Origin of the sequence: Streptococcus sp. 263_SSPC (assembly GCF_001071995.1) — a bacterium.
Classification (GTDB): Bacteria; Bacillota; Bacilli; order Lactobacillales; family Aerococcaceae; genus Granulicatella.
In genome coordinates this window covers 1-15,916 of the sequence record NZ_JVNU01000020.1, presented here as the reverse complement: position 1 = coordinate 15,916, position 15,916 = coordinate 1, and the positions used below count along the sequence as shown (strand labels likewise).

General features: G+C 40.7%; 15 protein-coding genes, 2 tRNA genes and 1 riboswitch. Of the genes, 15 read left to right on the top strand and 2 right to left on the bottom strand.

What is annotated here, in order from left to right; genetic code table 11:
- The first annotated feature begins 148 nt into the window (after positions 1 to 148).
- The 11 genes from ADH02_RS01720 to ADH02_RS01670 all read left to right on the top strand — a co-directional run bounded on the left by ADH02_RS01720 (position 149) and on the right by ADH02_RS01670 (position 10,582).
- Positions 149 to 1,450: a CHAP domain-containing protein gene (locus tag ADH02_RS01720; RefSeq protein ID WP_048782065.1), complete on the top strand. Its 1,302-nt coding sequence runs from the start codon at positions 149 to 151 to the stop codon at positions 1,448 to 1,450.
- Positions 1,451 to 1,591: 141 nt separating this feature from the next.
- Positions 1,592 to 2,068: a hypothetical protein gene (locus tag ADH02_RS01715; RefSeq protein WP_048782063.1), complete on the top strand. Its 477-nt coding sequence runs from the start codon at positions 1,592 to 1,594 to the stop codon at positions 2,066 to 2,068.
- A gap of 133 nt (positions 2,069 to 2,201) precedes the next feature.
- Positions 2,202 to 2,678, top strand: a complete 477-nt coding sequence (locus tag ADH02_RS01710) for a DUF1307 domain-containing protein (RefSeq protein WP_048782061.1) — start codon at positions 2,202 to 2,204, stop codon at positions 2,676 to 2,678.
- 13 nt (positions 2,679 to 2,691) lie between these two features.
- Entirely contained in the window at positions 2,692 to 3,180 is a 489-nt protein-coding gene (locus tag ADH02_RS01705; protein WP_048782060.1) for a DUF1307 domain-containing protein, read from the top strand.
- Between the two features lie 138 nt (positions 3,181 to 3,318).
- Positions 3,319 to 3,433, top strand: a riboswitch (FMN riboswitch).
- A 115-nt stretch (positions 3,434 to 3,548) separates the two neighbouring features.
- On the top strand, positions 3,549 to 4,166 hold the full coding sequence (locus tag ADH02_RS01700; RefSeq protein ID WP_048782059.1) for an ECF transporter S component: 618 nt from the start codon (positions 3,549 to 3,551) through the stop codon (positions 4,164 to 4,166).
- Between the two features lie 152 nt (positions 4,167 to 4,318).
- Positions 4,319 to 5,791, top strand: a complete 1,473-nt coding sequence (locus ADH02_RS01695; protein ID WP_053091391.1) for an SLC13 family permease — start codon at positions 4,319 to 4,321, stop codon at positions 5,789 to 5,791.
- 16 nt (positions 5,792 to 5,807) lie between these two features.
- Positions 5,808 to 6,074, top strand: a complete 267-nt coding sequence (locus ADH02_RS01690; RefSeq protein ID WP_048782057.1) for a chorismate mutase — start codon at positions 5,808 to 5,810, stop codon at positions 6,072 to 6,074.
- 191 nt (positions 6,075 to 6,265) lie between these two features.
- A complete protein-coding gene (locus ADH02_RS01685) occupies positions 6,266 to 7,588 on the top strand; it encodes an alpha-L-fucosidase (protein WP_048782054.1) in 1,323 nt (440 codons plus the stop codon).
- A gap of 31 nt (positions 7,589 to 7,619) precedes the next feature.
- Positions 7,620 to 10,310, top strand: a complete 2,691-nt coding sequence (locus ADH02_RS01680) for a DEAD/DEAH box helicase family protein (protein WP_048782052.1) — start codon at positions 7,620 to 7,622, stop codon at positions 10,308 to 10,310.
- Between the two features lie 115 nt (positions 10,311 to 10,425).
- A tRNA-Tyr gene (locus tag ADH02_RS01675) sits at positions 10,426 to 10,509 on the top strand.
- 1 nt (position 10,510) lies between these two features.
- Positions 10,511 to 10,582 (top strand) — tRNA-Gln (locus ADH02_RS01670).
- Here the strand turns inward: ADH02_RS01670 and ADH02_RS09240 are convergent.
- Positions 10,574 to 10,756, bottom strand: a complete 183-nt coding sequence (locus ADH02_RS09240; RefSeq protein WP_065427000.1) for a hypothetical protein — start codon at positions 10,754 to 10,756, stop codon at positions 10,574 to 10,576. The genes ADH02_RS01670 and ADH02_RS09240 overlap by 9 nt on opposite strands.
- Positions 10,757 to 10,993: 237 nt before the next feature.
- Here ADH02_RS09240 and ADH02_RS01665 point away from each other — a divergent pair, with 237 nt between their 5' ends.
- The 3 genes from ADH02_RS01665 to ADH02_RS01655 all read left to right on the top strand — a co-directional run bounded on the left by ADH02_RS01665 (position 10,994) and on the right by ADH02_RS01655 (position 13,191).
- On the top strand, positions 10,994 to 11,317 hold the full coding sequence (locus tag ADH02_RS01665) for a PTS sugar transporter subunit IIB (protein WP_048713445.1): 324 nt from the start codon (positions 10,994 to 10,996) through the stop codon (positions 11,315 to 11,317).
- Between the two features lie 231 nt (positions 11,318 to 11,548).
- Positions 11,549 to 12,298 (top strand): copper homeostasis protein CutC, encoded by a 750-nt coding sequence (locus ADH02_RS01660; RefSeq protein WP_048782050.1) that lies wholly within the window; start codon positions 11,549 to 11,551, stop codon positions 12,296 to 12,298.
- The gene (locus ADH02_RS01655; RefSeq protein WP_048782049.1) at positions 12,295 to 13,191 is read left to right on the top strand and encodes a PEP phosphonomutase; all 897 of its coding nucleotides are present in this window, start codon (positions 12,295 to 12,297) and stop codon (positions 13,189 to 13,191) included. Before ADH02_RS01660 ends, ADH02_RS01655 begins: the two co-directional genes overlap by 4 nt.
- A 334-nt stretch (positions 13,192 to 13,525) precedes the next feature.
- Here ADH02_RS01655 and cbpA read toward each other — a convergent pair whose 3' ends face one another.
- Positions 13,526 to 14,164 carry a cyclic di-AMP binding protein CbpA gene (gene cbpA / locus ADH02_RS01650; protein WP_048782048.1) on the bottom strand — a complete coding sequence of 213 codons (639 nt, stop codon included), beginning with the start codon at positions 14,162 to 14,164 and terminating at the stop codon, positions 13,526 to 13,528.
- Between the two features lie 250 nt (positions 14,165 to 14,414).
- Between cbpA and ADH02_RS01645 the strand changes: the two genes are divergently transcribed.
- Complete coding sequence (locus ADH02_RS01645; protein WP_048782045.1) at positions 14,415 to 15,788, top strand: hemolysin family protein; 1,374 nt, start codon at positions 14,415 to 14,417, stop codon at positions 15,786 to 15,788.
- Positions 15,789 to 15,916 lie beyond the last annotated feature (128 nt).

Here is a 15,916-nt window from a genome sequence, read left to right as displayed (position 1 = left end):
TACAGCTTTATTACAAGGTATTATCAATTCGAAGAAAATCAACATCGGCCTAAAGTCCTATGGTATTATAGTATCAAGTTAAGTTTTATAAAAGCCGTGACCGGCTACTTCGAATATATATTTAGTGAGAAACATTGGAGGGAATCACTTGAAAAAACGTTTATTAACAGTATTAGTAACAGGAACAGTATTATCATTAGGAGCTTTAGCGCCATCAGTTAACGCGCAAGATTTCGATTCACAAATCGAAACAGTTAACTCATCAATCGCTAACATTAATGAGAAAAAATCAGCAGTTAATTCTACAATCGATACATTAGCGAAAGAATTATCTGATGTACAAACTAAAATCGATACAACTCAAGCTAAAAAAGCTGAAGTTCAAGAACAAATCGAAACATTAAAAGCTGAAATTGCTAAATTAGAAAAAGTTATCGCAGAACGTAACTCACGTTTAGAAGAACAAGCTCGTTCAGTACAAACAAACGGTGCTCGTTCATACTTAGATTTCTTATTAAATGCTGAAAGCTTATCAGATGCGGTTAGCCGTATCGGTGTTGTAATGGACTTAATGAGCGCAAACCGCGAATTAATGCAACAACAAGCTGAAGACAAAAAACAAGTAGAATCTAAAGAAGAAGCTCAACAAGAAAAATTAGCTGAACAAGAAGCAGCTGAAAAAGAATTAGCTTCTCTACAAACAGAATTAAACGATACTTTCTCTAAAAACAAAGTATTATTAGCAAACCTTTCACAAGAAGAGTTAGCTGAAATCACAAAACGTGACGGATTAGTTGCTGAAAAAGAAGCTTTCCAAAAACGTTTAGCTGAAGAAAAAGCCAAAGCTGACGCAGAAGCAGCTCGTATTGCTGAAGAATCACGCCAAGCGTTAGCAGCTCAAGCCACACAAGCAACACAAACAGTTGCAACGGCCACAGCTTACCAAGCTCCAGCAGCAAGTACAACTTCAGAAAGTACAACTTCAACATCAACTTCAACTTCAAGCTCTAATGCAACACCAGCAGCTACAACACAAACATCAAGCTACACTTACACAACTGGCGGAGGTTTTCCAGCAGTTGACCCAAGTTTCCGTGCTTCACTTAACGGTGGATACTTCGGGCAATGTACTTACTATGTATTTAACCGTATGGCACAAGTCGGTACACCAATCGGTCACAGCATGATGGGTAACGCTAATGAATGGCCTTCATATGCACGTAGTTATGGATACTCAGTGTCAAGAACACCGGCAGCAGGTACAGCGATGGTATTCCAAAGCGGTATCGGTGGGTCACACCCAACTTATGGACACGTTGCATTCGTAGAATCAGTTAACGCTGACGGATCAGTTTACATCTCTGAAATGAATTTTGTTGGATTAAACGTAATCTCTTATCGTACAATTCCAGCAAGCGTAGCAGCACAATGTGAATATATCCATTTTTAATACGAAATGAAATGACCGTCTCCTGAAAGGGAGGCGGTTTTTGTTTACACTTTTTATCGTAGTAATCTTATAAAAGCAGATTTGACATTGCGTACTATATTTTCTATGATAAAGGTAAGTCAGATTTAAAGGAGTATTCTAATGAAGAAAATTTTGAAATTAACAATGGTGTTGTTAGGAGCGTTATTTGTTTTACTAGGATGTAGTTCAGAAGCTAAAAGTGAATTTGTTTTTGATCTTAGTGATATAAAACAAAAAATAACCTATGTATACGATAAAGAAAAAGATTCAGTTTCATCTGTAACATTTAATCTCATCTATGACATTTCAAAAAGTAAAGAAATCGAGGAAAGAGCACGTAGTACCCAAAAACTAATAGTAGACGACGCGAATGGCATTGAAGGGGTCAAAGTCACTCAATCTGATAGCGCAAAAGAACTAAAGATAACGATTGAAGTGGATCTTAAGAAGTTCAACTACGATGATGAGAAGACAGGTGCTAAAGCACCAGCTCTCTATAGTAGCGTTCATACAGCGGTAATAAAGAAAAATGATATTTTCAGCTTTGAAGAATCTAAAAAGAGTATTTTAAAAGAAGGATTTAAAGAAGTGAAATAATCGATATGAACTTGGATTGCAGTAAATGTAATCCAAGTATTTTTATAAGTGATGAGTATGGACTGCAATGGAAATTGACAAACTATAGTTCATTTTCTATGCTTAAAGCAAGTCAAAACAAGGGAAGTATCATATGAAGAAAATTTTTAAACTATCCATTCTACTATTGGGAGCATTATTTGTATTACTGGGATGTAGCCAAGAGACAAAAAGTGAATTTGTTTTACAAAAGACTGCAAGTAAGACGACATTAACTTATGTATACGATAAAGAGAAAGATTCGGTTTCCAAACTAACGATGAATATTATTTACGATATCACAAAAAATGAACAGTACACAGAAGCCGTGCGTAGTCAGCGAGATGGAATTGTTTCAGAGATGGAAGGAATCGAAGGTGTTACATACACTAAAAAGGACGATAATAACTACATTACGCTAACGATTGAAGTCGACGTTAATAAATTTAAGTTCGATGATGAGGCAAGTCGCAAGAAAGCTCCAACGCTCTATAACACAGTTAATGCAGCTTTGAAGAAAAAGGATAATATGGTTAGCTACCAATTATCTAAAGAGGCTATTTTAGAATACGAGTTTAAAGAAGTGAAATAAGGAGAGTACTGTCATGAAGAGAATATTGAAGTTATCTATTGTACTATTAGGAGCATTGTTTGTATTACTAGGATGCCGTTCAGAAAGTAAATCAGTCTTTGTTTTTCAAACAGAAAATTCGAAGATCACTTATACATATGTATATGACAAAGGAAATGACGAAGTTTTATCTCTAACAACCGATGTAGTAGTACGTTTATCAGAGGTTCAGGAATTAGCAACAGCAACTCGTCAAAAACGAGATGAACTCGTGAATCAAATAAAAGATATCGAAGGTGTAAGAATTACTTTGTCAGATGGTGCAAAAGCAATAGGTTTCACTATTGAAATAGACATGAAGAAGTTCAAATTGAATGATCCAGAAAGTCGTGCAAAAGCGCCAAGTTTATATGAAACAATGGATGTTGCACTGATTAAGAAAGATGGCAAAGTAAGTTTTTCAGCATCTAAAGAAAACATTGAACGCCTTGGATTTGTTGAGCAAAAAGAAGAAAAGAAATAATTTTATCAATCAAATAGCAGGACTTGGATGATGATAAACGTCATCCAAGTTTTTTTATTGGAGAAACAGCATAAAAACAGCTTTTTGAGGCAGAGAGATTGCCTAAGTGGCGGCGAGGTGCTACAATACAAACATAAATAACATTTTCGGGGCAAGGTGAAATTCCTGACCGGTGGTATAGTCCACGAGCCGATTGGCATGATCTGGTGCAATTCCAGAACCGATAGTATAGTCTAGATGTGAGAAAATGGCACTATTTCAACAAGTCTATTTGACGAGCAGTATTGAAAGGTCCATTTCAATGCTGCTTTTTTCTTTGAAACTGAGAAACAGTGCAATTTCCTTCGCCCTATGAAGGAGGACGTACCATGAGTACAAATGTAAAAAAGTCGAACAGAACATCGGCTAAAAAAATTGTTCTAGTAGGAGTCTTTGGTGCGATTAGTACCGTATTAATGCTATTATCGTTCAACGTACCGTTTATCCCAACATTCGTGAAGCTCGACTTCTCGGATTTACCAGTATTACTGGGTGGATATCTTCTTGGACCATTGCACGGAAGCTTGATTGCGCTCATCAAAGTGTTGTTAAACTTCTTCTATAACGGGTCAATGACTTTTGGAATCGGAGAAACAGTAAACTTAATCGGTAGCTTAAGCTTTATGTTACCAGCAGTGCTTTACTATCAACGTCGCCGTAATTTCAAATCAGCAGTGATTAGTTTAGTCATCGGTACGATTTCTGCAACAGTGGTGTTACTGACAGCGAACTACTTCGTGATGTTCCCACTTTATGCAACAGCGATGAACTTCCCAATGGAAAAAATCGTTGCTGCAGCACATGCATTAAACCCATTGGTAACAGACTTAGGATCATTAATGGTATTCGCATTACTTCCATTTAATATCGTGAAGTTCGGCCTAAATAGCGTACTTGCGATGTTAATGTACAAACGTTTAGCACAAACCTTAAAATTAGAGCATTAATCCAGAGTCGGGCTTCGTGCCCGGCTTTTTATTTGCAGGAAAATTTCTTCTATATAATAGTAGAAAACTGTTTAGAAATTTGCAGAAACTCTTTATTTCCAATAGCAATCTGCTAAAAAATGAGGTAGGATAGATAAGAATGAGGTGAACCAATGAAAGGAAAAACATGGACTAAGTTGCAACTATCCATCGTTGCGCTCAGCGCTGTTCTCATGGGAACGAGCGGTTATTTAACCATTACACAACAATCATTATTTGGGCTTGAAGCACCAACAATTTCCATCCTATCTATCTTCTTTAGCAGTCTATTACTCTGGCTCTTTGTCGCAACGGACTGGCCAAGCGTTCTCTGCTATGTGATGTTAGGAATCGGGATGCTTCCAGGCGTCAACTACGGACAGATTTTTAATTTGTCGTTTGGGAATACAACCTTTGTCTTCCTATTATTTACTTTCTTAATGACATACGCCCTCGAGCAAACGCCTGCACTGAGACGTTTCGTCGCACGTGCACTCGGCAGCTCCTTTGCAGGAAAGTCTCCATGGCATTTTATCGGGGCCTTTTACGCCAGCGTTCTCGCCATCAGCCTCTTTATTTCGCCGACGATTCTCTTTATGATCGTCTTCCCGATTTACGAGGAAATCATGGCTGTTCTCGGATTGAAAAAAGGCGATAGACAAGCTTCGGTGCTCCTGATTGCACTTTTTGCCACGGTGGCAATCGGTACTGCGATGACGCCAATCAACCACGTCTTCTCTGTGACTGCCATGGCGCTTTACAAGAATGCGACAGGAATCGCGATTTCCAACGCGCAATATATGATGATTGGCATTCCAGCCGGACTCGTGCTCTTTATCGCGATGTGGGCTGTTCTTAGAACCGTTTGGAGAGTGGATTTATCAAACGCAGAAATGAAACCACTCGAATCGCTTGAAGCTCTTCCTGCCAAATCAAAACGCGAAACCGCGACAGTATTCATCTTCATGGGCGTCGTCTTATTATGGGTGTTACCAGAACTCGTAGGAGGATTCTTACCAGATATTGCAGCCTTCCTAAAAACAGCAGGAATGGCATTCCCACCGATGATTGGGGTCATCGTGATGGCGATTCTGTCATTTGACGGGAAACCACTCTTATCGATTCAAGAAGGACTTCAAAAGGGCGTGTACTGGCCAAGTATGTTCTTGGTAGGAGCCACTTTAAGCATGGGAACTCTTGTCACAAAACCGGAATTAGGAGTGATTGGACTTCTCGAAAGTTCACTCGTACCAGTATTTGCGACGCTCGCTCCAATTCTAGTCGTGATTATTTTTGTCCTTTGGGCAGGATTACAAACGAATGTCTCTTCAAACTTAGTAACCGTATCGGTAGTCACAACCGTATTAACGACCGTCTATGCAACAGGCTCAGTCGACGTCCAAGCGGGAACGATTGCCTGCTTGATTGGATTCATGGCGAGTCTTGCCTTCATGACACCACCAAGCATGCCGTATGTAGCGATTTCGGTCGGTTCTGGTTGGACGAATGCAAAAGATGCCTTTGTATACGGAGGGGGCCTATTCTTACTCAGTGCCGCTAGTGCGATTATTGTAGGTTACCCATTAGGCGTCTTCTTTGGAATTTAAATGAGGAGGAAATCTCTTGTTAGAAAAACAACGCGCAGAAATTGATGCCATCGACCGCGAGATTGTAGCGCTCTTTGAACGCCGCATGCAAGTCGTTGTCGATGTCGCTCGTATTAAAAAAGAAAATGGCATCGCGATTTTAGATGCGAGTCGCGAGAAAGAAGTGATTGCCAAGGTGCAGTCGTACTTGAAAGATGCCACATTGAAAGAAGAGTTGGCAGAAGCTTACGAGACTTTGATGAAAGTTTCAAAGGACTATCAGAAAAAAAGAATGAATCATTAATAGAACAAATCTCTTAGATATCTCTGGATTACTGTAAATCCTTGTGAGAAGGTAATCCTATCTAAGAGATTTTTTGTATTGTGATTATATAAAAAGGCAATACTGTTCTTTCAAGAAAAAGGTGTAATTGAAAAGAGAAGAGTGCTAGAATAACATTAGTTGAATGTATTGATGTAAAGGAGTGGAGGGGAATGGAGAATTCCTTAGAAATCATTTTACAAAGGACGGAATGGTTTAGACAAGCTCGATTTGGGATGTTTATTCATTTTGGTCTTTATGCGATTCCTGGAAGGGGAGAATGGATTCGCAGTAATGAAAAAATGACAATTGAAGACTATCAACCCTATTTTGACGCATTTAATCCAAGTGAATTCGATGCCAAAGTATGGGCAAAGGCTGCTAAAGAAGCGGGAATGAAGTATGTCGTATTGACGGTTAAACATCACGACGGATTTTGTTTATTTGATTCTGAGTATACAGATTATAAAATTACCAATACACCCTTTGGAAGGGATTTAGTTCGGGAATTTGTAGAAGCGGTAAGGGGTGAAGGGCTTCGAGTAGGATTATATTTTAGTCTGCTGGACTGGTATCATCCAGATTATCCGAAGTACGCCGATCGACATCATCCTATGAGAGAAAATATCGCTTATAAGGATGAACAAATCGATTTTAACCGCTATTTGGAGTTTATGTATCACCAAGTGGAGGAAATTGTAACAAAGTATGGGAAACTCGATATTCTCTGGTTTGACTTTTCTTACGGAGAAATGTTTGGTGAGAAATGGAAGGCAAGCGATTTAATAGAACTTGTAAGAAAACATCAACCTGATGTGGTTGTTGACAACCGCTTAGAGACTTCTGGAGAGGGGTTCGGAAGTATTGCTAGTGAGGAGATTCATCTTTATTCCGGAGACTTTGTTAGTCCTGAACAAATCGTGCCACATGAAGGGATTCGGAATGTAAAAGGGGAATTGCTACCGTGGGAATTATGCCTCACTATGAATAACCATTGGGCCTATAACCCAAGCGATAAACTCTATAAGAGCCCTAAAGTACTCATTCGTAAACTGGTGGAATGTGTTAGTAAGGGTGGAAACATGATTTTAAATGTGGGACCAAATGCAAAGGGAAGCTTTCCTCAAGAGAGTATCGATATTTTGCGTGAAATAGGATGCTGGATGAAGAGCAATGGAGAATCTATCTACGAAGGAGAATTAGTGAATCTGCCAAAACCGGAATGGGGTTATTATACAAAGAATGGGAAAATTTTGTATGCTCATGTTTTTGAACAACCGATTGGTCCGATTGCGTTAACAGGGATCGATAAAGAGCAGATTGAACGTATGAGTTTTGTCCATGATGGTAGCGAAGTAAGAATTTCTAACAGTTGGACTACTTTAGCTTTTCAAGACATTTGTTTTGCACAATATGGAGAAATTGGGGCTTACACCTATCCATTGCCAGATGAGGTGGACAGTGTTATCAAAATCGAATTAAAAGAAGAAATCTGATGGTATAATGAATGAGCAAAGGAGGGGTTACATGTTCGAACACTTATCTTTTAAAGGCGAGTGGAGAGCGTATCAAAAGCGCATTTTAGAAAAGAGCGATTCGATTATGGCGGATGGCCATATTCACTTGGTGGCGGCTCCAGGTTCTGGGAAAACGACGCTAGGAATTGAATTTATCCGTCGTAATAGTAAGCCGGCGCTTATTTTAGTGCCGACTGTAACCATTCGTCAGCAGTGGGTGGACCGTATTCGTGAGGCGTTTTTGGATGATGCGAGCCTAGCCGATGAAATGATTTCGCAAAATCTGAAGCAGCCAAAGACCATCACCGTTGCGACGTATCAAGCCTTGCACAGTGCCATCAATCGTCTGGAAGGCGACGCTGAAGTCGAGGATACGGACGATGTGGTCGAGAACGAGCACTTTGATTTTAAAGACGTGGATATTATTAAGCTCTTTAAGGAAGCAAACCTTGGAACATTGTGCCTCGATGAGTGTCATCACTTGCGAAATGAATGGTGGAAGAGTCTAGAGACCTTCCGTAAATCCTTTGCGGACATCAGTGTGATTTCGCTGACGGCAACACCTCCATATGAAGGGGAGCCTGCGCTTTGGGAGCGTTATGTGACCATGTGTGGGGAAATTGATGAAGAAATTACCGTTCCAGAACTCGTTAAAGAGGGAAGTTTGTGTCCGCACCAGGACTATGTGTATTTCTCTTTTCCAACGAAGGAAGAAGAGAAACAACTCGATCAGTTTTCTACTCAAAAGAGAGCCTTCTTGAAAAATCTATCGTCTGATTCGATGTTTTGTGAGGCGGTAAGAACTAGTCGCGCGCTCGATGGAACGATCTCCGAAGACGAACTCTTAAACGAGCCGAAGTATCTCTCGGCAACACTGATTTTCTTACGTCATAAAGGCATCGAGTTTCCGAAACATTTCCAACAATTACTGGGGGCAAGCCTGCTTCCGACATTTGATTTGGCGTGGTTTGAAATCCTCTTACAGGGAATGTTATTCGATGTGCCGCATTGGTATGATTTATCCGAAGAAGACTGTAAGGAATTGAAGCATGAGTTGAAATCGCTCGGGTTAATTGATCGTAAACAAGTGCAGTTACTTCGCAATAAACAACTCGACCAGCTGTTAAATCAATCTCTTGGAAAACTAAACGCAGTCCGAGAAATTTTTAAGGCTGAATATGAAACATTAGGCAGCGAATTGAGACAGTTGATTCTAACCGACTTCATTCGAAAAGATTTTGAGGTGCACTTAGGAAATCCAGAAGTTCAATATAGCCAACTGGGCGTATTGCCTTACTTTGAAGTGCTTCGTAGAGAGCTTGTGGAGCAGCAATTAGACGTTCCTGTGGCGGTTTTAACAGGAAGTCTCGTAATTATCCCAACAGCAGTGAAACCGCGTCTAGAGGCTATTTTTGGTTCCGATAAGATCACCTTCCAACCAGTAGGACAACTTGATGAAAACGACTATGTGAAGGTCCATCTAGTAGGGTCGCAACATGATTTAGTGAGCGCCGTGACGCAGCTCTTCCAAGAAGGACAGATTCATGTCGTGATTGGAACAAAATCACTCCTCGGCGAAGGCTGGGATGCGCCATGCGTGAACTCATTGATTCTCGCGAGCTTTGTCGGAAGTTTCATGCTCAGCAATCAGATGCGAGGTCGCGCGATTCGCATTTGGCCGGAAAATCCAGATAAGACAAGTAGCGTTTGGCATCTCGTGTCCATTAATCTGGCGGAGAAAAAACTCTTCAAGAAGAAAGAAGACGAAGAGGTTGCTGTGGGAATCGATAGTCCGGATATGGAATTATTACAACGCCGCATGAAGCAGTTCTTAGGATTACACTATAATGAAAACACGATTGAATCAGGCGTGGATCGACTAGACTTTGGAACGATCAAGTTTACGAAGAAGGATTTAACAAAGCTCAATCAAGAAACCATCGAACGCTCGCGTAACCGCGAAAAGTTGAAGAAGCGCTGGAATGAATCCCTTCCGCTTCTAGAAGACATGGAAATCTCCAATGAAGTTGCAGTGGACAAGACATTCTTGCCAACCGTTCTTCTGACAGATGCACGGAAAATTCTAACCTATGCACAAGCAATCGCACTGACGGAACTGATTGTCTACATTATTCTCGATTTTGCGAACGGACCGTCCCAACTCTTATATCCAGTGGGGATTTTATCGCTAATCGTGTTAAATATCGTCTGGTTGAGATATTTCCTATACAAGAGCCCGTATAAACGCCTCGAACTCTTTGCCGAAGCCGTCCGAAAAGCCTTGCTGGCATCCGGACATCTGCAGACGCAAAACTGTAAGGCCAGAGTCGTTCGCGGTGATAAGAATTCGATTCAAACAGCCACTTATCTAAAGGGTGGCACCTTGCGCGAAAAAGAAATTTTTGCACAGGCACTATCGGAATTCTTTGCTCCAATCGAGAACCAACGCTATATTTTAAGAGCTACGACTTGGGTCAATGACCAAACGAAATATTTTGCCGTCCCAAGCATGTTCGATAAACGAAAAGAAGACGTCATCGTCTTTGTCGCAAATATCGAAAAATACATCGGCTCATACGAAATCATCTACACCCGAAGCGTAGAGGGCCGTCATATTCTTTTAGATGCTCGTCTGAACGCTTTAGGAAATAAACAAGAGCGCACCTTCTCGAAGAAGAAAGTGACATCTAAATTAAAATAACTCATAAAGAATCTAGCCAAAAGTGGACTAGGTTCTTTATGTTTTTGCGGTAAAATCCTTGCATTCTATTTCAAACTATTGTAAGATATCTGAGTACGAAATTTTAATATTTGCTGGAGGGGTAGCGAAGTGGCTAAACGCGGCGGACTGTAAATCCGCTCCTTCGGGTTCGGCAGTTCGAATCTGCCCCCCTCCACCATTGGGGTATAGCCAAGCGGTAAGGCAACGGACTTTGACTCCGTCATTCGTTGGTTCGAATCCAGCTACCCCAGTTCTACAGGCACCGATTCCGGTGCCTTTTTTGTTGCCCAATTTTTAGAACAATCCGTCGCAGCACCGTACCATGTTGTTCCGGTCCCACCGACTGAAACCATTTGTAATTTTTTTGCTGACTGTATTTTGATAGAGCAGTTCAATCGAAGAGACATCTTTTTCTTTCTTAGCACACCAATCATCCAAAATCGGTCAAAAAGTAAGAAAAAATACGAAATGTTTCACATAGATATTAAAAATTGACTAACATTAGGGAGTAGTTATTGGGTATAATAGAAGCAAATAAACTGTTATTTTTAGATTAATGTATTCCATGCTTCTATAAAATTATTGAAGAAGTTTGTTTATGATGTTGAGTTTTTGAAGAATACCATAGAAAATCATAAATTACAATAGAAGGAGAATTTTCAATGAATAGAATTTGTCTATTTTGTAGTACAGGTATGTCAGCAAGTTTTGTAGCGAGTAAAATGCAGGAAGTGGCAAGTAAACATAATGTGCCATTAGAAATCAAAGCATTTACAGATTGTAATATCGATATGATTTATGATCAATATCATCCGGATGTAATTTTATTAGCGCCACAGGTAAACTTCAAATTCAGCATAATTTATTCAAAATATAACCCTTTAGGTGTTCCTGTTGAAGTAATCAACTTTGAAGATTATCAAAGAATTGATGCTGAACGTATCTTGAAGCGCGCCATTCAATTGTTGAGAACAAAAAATAGATAACCACATTTATAAATAGCTGAATGAACAAAGTTTTATCGGATTTTATTGCACTCTATTAGAAGGAAATATATATAATATTCCAAATATCATTGCGTATGGCCCAAGTTTCCCAGGGCAAAGAGATATTGCGCATTTGCCAAACGAATGGATTGGGATTAAAGACTTAGAAACAGATACGATTATTTACGGATTAGCGCTACTTGCATTGTCGCGCATGAAAGAAGGGACGGTATGACAGTAGAAGTATGTGCTGGAAGCATCGCAGACTGCCAGATTGCAGAGCGTGCGGGTGCTGACCGCATTGAATTGAATAGCGCGCTTTTCTTAGGAGGATTAACGCCAAGCATCGGAACCTTGCAAAAAGTGCTCGATTCTGGAGTGAGCCTTCCAATTGTCTGTATGGTTCGTCCTCGCGGTGCAGGATTTTGTTACACGAAGGAAGAGTTTGAGAGCATGCTGATCGGTGCAAAACTCTTATTAGAAGCTGGTGCGAAAGGGTTGGCGTTTGGATTTCTATTAGAAGACCGGACGATTGACTGGAATCGTACGAAGCAGATGATTGAGTTATGTCAGAAATATCATGCCGAGAGTGTGTTCCATAAGGCGTTTGACCTTGTGCCGGATGTGAATAGTGCCATCGAGGGATTAATAAAGCTAGGATGCACGCGCATTTTAACAGGGGGACAACAGGCGCAAATTGAGAAAGGAATCCCGCTCTTAAAAGACTTGCAAGCTCGCTACGGAAGTCAGATTGAACTGCTTTGTGGCGGCGGTGTCACTAAAGAAAATGTCCAGCACTTAATGCAGGAGACGGGGATTTCGCAAATCCATGGAACGTTTAAGACGTGGAAAACGGACCCGACGACTGCAGGCGAGGGGCTTAGCTATGCCTATCATGAAAATGGAGATTACGAACAGACGGATGAAGCGTTGTTGAAAGAGGTAGTGGCGCTGGTTCGTGGACAGGAGGAAACGAAATGAGTAAACGATTGTTAAATTGTGTGGCCAGTGATTTCAGAAAAATGACCGGAAAGGAACTGAAAAAGGCGATTGAAGCAGCAGAAGGTAGAACAGTGTGCTGTGAAACGGTATGCGTGAGACCAACTTTCTTAAATGAATTATCCAACGCAGAAATCGCAAAGGCATTCGGTGGAGATATGGTGCTCTTAAATGGATTTGACTGCTTCGATCCGCTCATCTATGGGGCTGAAGAAAGTGAAAATCCAGTACAACGCGCCAAAGAACTGAGTGGTTTGCCAATTGGAGCGAACTTGGAACCAGTGGATATGAATGCGGAGATGCTAGAAATACGCATCGAAATCTCACCAGGTCGCACTTGTACGGTTGAAACGGTGAAACGTGCGGAAGAACTTGGTCTTGATTTTATCTGCTTAACCGGAAATCCAGGAACAGGGGTAACGAATGAGACGATTGAAGCGTCACTTGCCATGGTGAAACAACACTATTCAGGGCTTGTGATTGCTGGGAAGATGCACGGAGCAGGCTCGAAGGAACCTGTGATGAACGTGGATATCGCGAAACGCTTTATTAAAGCGGGAGCCGATGTGATTCTTGTTCCAGCGGTTGGAACGGTGCCAGGATTCACTGACGAAGAGCTTGTGGAAATTGTGAAGGTGGCGCATGCCAACGATGCACTTGTGCTTTCTGCGATTGGAACAAGCCAAGAAGGTTCTTCAAGAGAAGTGATTGAACAAATTGCCATCCGTAATAAAGTGGCCGGTGTGGATATTCAACATATCGGGGACGCAGGATACGGCGGTTTAGCGACAGTGGAAAATATTTACGCATTGTCGGTTGCGATTCGAGGGGTTCGTCATACAGTAGCTCGTATGGCACGTTCGGTGGTTCGTTAATTAAAAGAAAAAAAGAACAGCACACTAGCTTAAGGCTGGTGTGCTGGTTTTTTGTGTAGATGTAATTAGTGAAGTTGAGTTCGGGCTCACATTCTAGTAGTTGAACTCGAAAAGGCAGAAACGACGTCCACTTCCCGAAATGTACGCAGAACGTTGCACGTTCCTTCCGTCATTTCGGTCCAGTGATTCGTTTCTAAACGCCTTTTCTTGTATCCTATAGTTGAACTCGACCTCGCAGAAATGGCGTGCGTTTCCCGAAACGTCCGCAGAACGTTTCACGTTCCTTCCGGCGTTCCGGTCCAACGTTCCATTTCTGAGCGCTCGGTCTCGTATCCTATGTGTTTTGCAAATCTTCCACTTCCGCAACAGAATAGTTTTTCTTTTCTAGGTTGTCGATGATTTGTTTTAGGGTGTCTTTTGTCACGCCTGCTGGCAATGTGATCAAGATACGGCGTAAGCTTTTATCTTTCTCAGTATCGATGGTCATTACGTTAGCGATAGAAGCATACTTGTTAATCACTTTAGAGATGTTCGCAAGTGCGCCTTTTTCACCGCCAGAGATAATCGTTAATACGTAAGAACCGTTTTTCACGTTCCATGATTCTTGAAGCATGCTAAGTAAGCTGCTGTGTGTCAAGATTCCGTAGAAACGTTGTTGTTTATCTAACACGGCAATGTAAGGTAATTCTTTAATCGTGAAGAACACTTTGAAGAAAGAGCTATCCACGCTGATGAATTTAGTCGAGTTTTTAATTAAATGAGTTACTGGAAGACTCATATCTCCACCGTTTGCTTTGTGGCGATAGATATGCATTTTATAAATGTTCCCTCTAAAGAACGTTTCCGTTTCATCTAATACAGGAACACAGCGGTATCCTGATTCTTCTAAAATCTTAATCGCTTCTTCTAACGTGCATGATTCTTTAACGACCGTTAGACTCTTTTTTGGAACTACAAGAGATTTTAATAACATACTCATTCCTCCTTGAGATTGGTTTCACTACAATAGTACCACTTTTTGGCGAAATTGTAACTAGAAAAGTTAGGAAATGATGAGAAAACGAAAAGAATCTTTCTGAAAAATGCATTAGAAAGGGCTTTTAACATTAAAGAACCATTACAAAACAGGGGAAAATCTTGATTTTTCGAAAAAAACTGATATGATATCTCTATACCATTCATAGAATAGGTAAAATCTATAGTTAAAAGGGGTTAACAAAATTATGACAGCTGATTCAGATGGGAGTTCGCTGGGAGTCCAGATCTTAATCATTGTATTATTAACTGCATTAAATGCATTTTTCTCTGCAGCAGAAATTGCGTTTGTGTCTATCAACCAAGGGAAAATGGCACAGAAAGCGCAAGAAGGAGATAAGAGAGCCATTAAGGTAATGCGCTTATTAGAGAATTCGGATGAGTTTCTCGCAACAATTCAAGTAGCCATTACATTTGCAGGATTCTTCTCGAGTGCGTCTGCCGCAACAAGTTTCTCTTCACGAATTCAACCATTATTAGGAAACATTCCTGGAGCCGAAACATTATCACTTGTGATTGTGACAGTCGTTCTAGCATACCTTACTTTAGTATTTGGGGAATTATATCCAAAACAAGTAGCGTTGCAAGTGGCAGAACCGATTGCATTATATACTGCAGGACCAATTTTGTTTGTCAAAAAGATTGCAAAACCATTCGTATGGATTTTGACGTTCTCAACAGGGTTATTAAAACGAATGACACCAATCGAATTTTCGAGGGTAGAAGAAAAATTAACACGAAGCGAGATGAAGTCTTTACTTGCCAACAGCCGTAACGACGGAGCGATTGATATTTCCGAGTTTGCGATGATGCAAGGGGTACTTTCTCTAGATACCAAACTAGCACGTGAAGTGATGGTTCCACGTACAGATACATTAATGCTCGACGTGGATGACGATATTTCAGAGAACTTAGAGACCATCTTGAACTGTTCTTATTCTCGTCTTCCTCTTTACGAAGAAGATAAGGATAAAGTAATTGGAGTGATTCACGTAAAAGATGTTTTCCGTGCTGCAAAAGAGCAAGGATTCGACAATATTGACTTACGTGCCCTAGCGCATGAGCCAGTATTCGTACCATCAACGATTTTCGTGGATGATTTATTAGTAGAATTTAGAAAAACTCGTCAACACTTAGCGGTATTGAAAGATGAATACGGCGGGGTTGAAGGGATTGTTACATTAGAAGACTTGATTGAAGAAATCGTCGGAGATATCGAAGACGAGTACGACGTAGAAGAACAAGAAGTCGTAGAAATTGACGAAAACAATTCGGTGATTGATGCCGGAATGTCACTCGACCGATTCAATCAAATCTATCAAACGTCATTAGAGTCTGATGAAGTGGACACAATGGCGGGTGCGATTATCGAGAAACTTGGCTACTTCCCAGATGATGATGAGGTAGTGAAGGTGAGATTCGAAGGGTATCTGTTACAACCGACGGAGATCGAGAATGATCGTATTCGTAAAATCCATGTCACAAAACTTTCTGAAGAAGAACTCGAGCAGATTCGTGCTGAAGAAGGCGAAACAGACGAAACCGTTGAAGATAATGATTAATCAAAGGAGGGGGCAACCCCTCCTTTTTTTGTGCTGTAAGTGCTAAAAACAATAAAACTAGACTTACGTCTATCTTACAGATTCCTCGGATGTCTTCATAATAGTCATAATGGGGCACCGGATTGAGC

Bases quoted from the DNA above. Each gene is read 5' to 3' on its own strand.
- ADH02_RS01715 (WP_048782063.1), top strand. From the start codon at position 1,592: ATGAAGAAAATTTTGAAATTAACAATGGTGTTGTTAGGAGCGTTATTT.
- ADH02_RS01710 (WP_048782061.1), top strand. From the start codon at position 2,202: ATGAAGAAAATTTTTAAACTATCCATTCTACTATTGGGAGCATTATTT.
- ADH02_RS01705 (WP_048782060.1), top strand. From the start codon at position 2,692: ATGAAGAGAATATTGAAGTTATCTATTGTACTATTAGGAGCATTGTTT.
- ADH02_RS01700 (WP_048782059.1), top strand. From the start codon at position 3,549: ATGAGTACAAATGTAAAAAAGTCGAACAGAACATCGGCTAAAAAAATT.
- ADH02_RS01695 (WP_053091391.1), top strand. From the start codon at position 4,319: ATGAAAGGAAAAACATGGACTAAGTTGCAACTATCCATCGTTGCGCTC.
- ADH02_RS01685 (WP_048782054.1), top strand. From the start codon at position 6,266: ATGGAGAATTCCTTAGAAATCATTTTACAAAGGACGGAATGGTTTAGA.
- ADH02_RS01680 (WP_048782052.1), top strand. From the start codon at position 7,620: ATGTTCGAACACTTATCTTTTAAAGGCGAGTGGAGAGCGTATCAAAAG.
- ADH02_RS01665 (WP_048713445.1), top strand. From the start codon at position 10,994: ATGAATAGAATTTGTCTATTTTGTAGTACAGGTATGTCAGCAAGTTTT.
- ADH02_RS01660 (WP_048782050.1), top strand. From the start codon at position 11,549: ATGACAGTAGAAGTATGTGCTGGAAGCATCGCAGACTGCCAGATTGCA.
- ADH02_RS01655 (WP_048782049.1), top strand. From the start codon at position 12,295: ATGAGTAAACGATTGTTAAATTGTGTGGCCAGTGATTTCAGAAAAATG.
- cbpA (WP_048782048.1), bottom strand. From the start codon at position 14,164: ATGTTATTAAAATCTCTTGTAGTTCCAAAAAAGAGTCTAACGGTCGTT.
- ADH02_RS01645 (WP_048782045.1), top strand. From the start codon at position 14,415: ATGACAGCTGATTCAGATGGGAGTTCGCTGGGAGTCCAGATCTTAATC.